The 1,079-nt window shown below is 63.9% G+C and carries 1 protein-coding gene and 2 pseudogenes; all 3 read left to right on the top strand.

The features are described from left to right. Positions 1-169, top strand: a 169-nt coding sequence (locus ACQKPE_RS26590; RefSeq protein WP_427669657.1) for a RidA family protein, incomplete at its 5' end; no start/stop codon positions are given. A gap of 209 nt (positions 170-378) precedes the next feature. Continuing rightward, positions 379-1,011, top strand: a pseudogene (locus ACQKPE_RS26585) (peptidase U32 family protein); the annotation flags it as partial. Further along, positions 1,010-1,079 (top strand): annotated as a pseudogene (locus ACQKPE_RS26580) (aminoacyl-tRNA hydrolase); the annotation flags it as partial. The pseudogenes ACQKPE_RS26585 and ACQKPE_RS26580, both read left to right, overlap by 2 nt.

Below are 1,079 nucleotides of genomic sequence, written 5' to 3'. Positions count from 1 at the left end.
GCTGCACCTGACCATCTACCTCACCGACATGGCCGACCGCGCCGCATTCAACGAGGTGTACAAGCGCTTCTTCGCCAAGCCATGGCCGGTGCGTGCTGCGGTCGGCGTGTCGGCGTTGGCGTTCGAGGGCATGCGTGTGGAAGTCACGGCGATGGCTGCCAAGGGCTGAGGGCTGATTCACCGTGACTGTGTGGGAGCGGCCTCGTGTCGCGAAAGGGCTGCAAAGCAGCCCCACCGGCACGGCTGCATAGATCCAGGGGCCACTTCGTGCCCCTTTCGCGACGCAAGGCCGCTCCCACGGTCACCCCAAGGATGCCCCCGCAGCATTTCACCGCTACAATGCGCACCTTGACCGTGACCAGCCAAAACCATAACGACATGTCCCTTCCAAAGAACCACCTGGAACTGCTCAGCCCTGCCCGTGACGTTGCCATCGCCCGCGAGGCGATCCTGCACGGTGCCGATGCCATCTATATCGGTGGCCCAAGCTTCGGCGCGCGCCACAATGCCTGCAACGAGGTCAGCGACATCGCCGGGCTGGTGGAATTCGCCCGCCGCTACCATGCGCGGGTCTTCACCACCATCAACACCATCCTCCACGACAACGAGCTGGAGCCCGCTCGCCAGCTGATCCACCAGCTGTACGACGCCGGTGTCGATGCGCTGATCGTGCAGGACCTGGGGGTGATGGAACTGGACATCCCGCCGATCGAACTGCACGCCAGTACGCAAACCGACATCCGCACCCTGGCGCGGGCCAAGTTCCTCGACCAGGCCGGTTTCTCGCAGCTGGTGCTGGCCCGTGAGCTAAACCTGCAAGAAATTCGCGCCATCGCCGCCGAAACCGACGCAGCCATCGAGTTCTTCATCCACGGGGCGCTGTGCGTGGCCTTCTCCGGCCAGTGCAACATCTCCCACGCCCAGACCGGGCGCAGCGCCAACCGCGGCGATTGCTCCCAGGCCTGCCGCCTGCCGTACACCCTCAAGGACGACCAGGGCCGCGTGGTCGCCTGATAAAAAGTATTTCGGCCTGACGGCTAAGTTCAGCCATCAAGGCAACGATGTTCGTTTGCTCATCC

This window comes from Pseudomonas sp. NPDC089554, from assembly GCF_050280645.1.
Classification (GTDB): Bacteria; Pseudomonadota; Gammaproteobacteria; order Pseudomonadales; family Pseudomonadaceae; genus Aquipseudomonas.
Note: the sequence above shows the minus strand (reverse complement) of the source record. Positions and strands in the feature narration are given on the sequence as shown.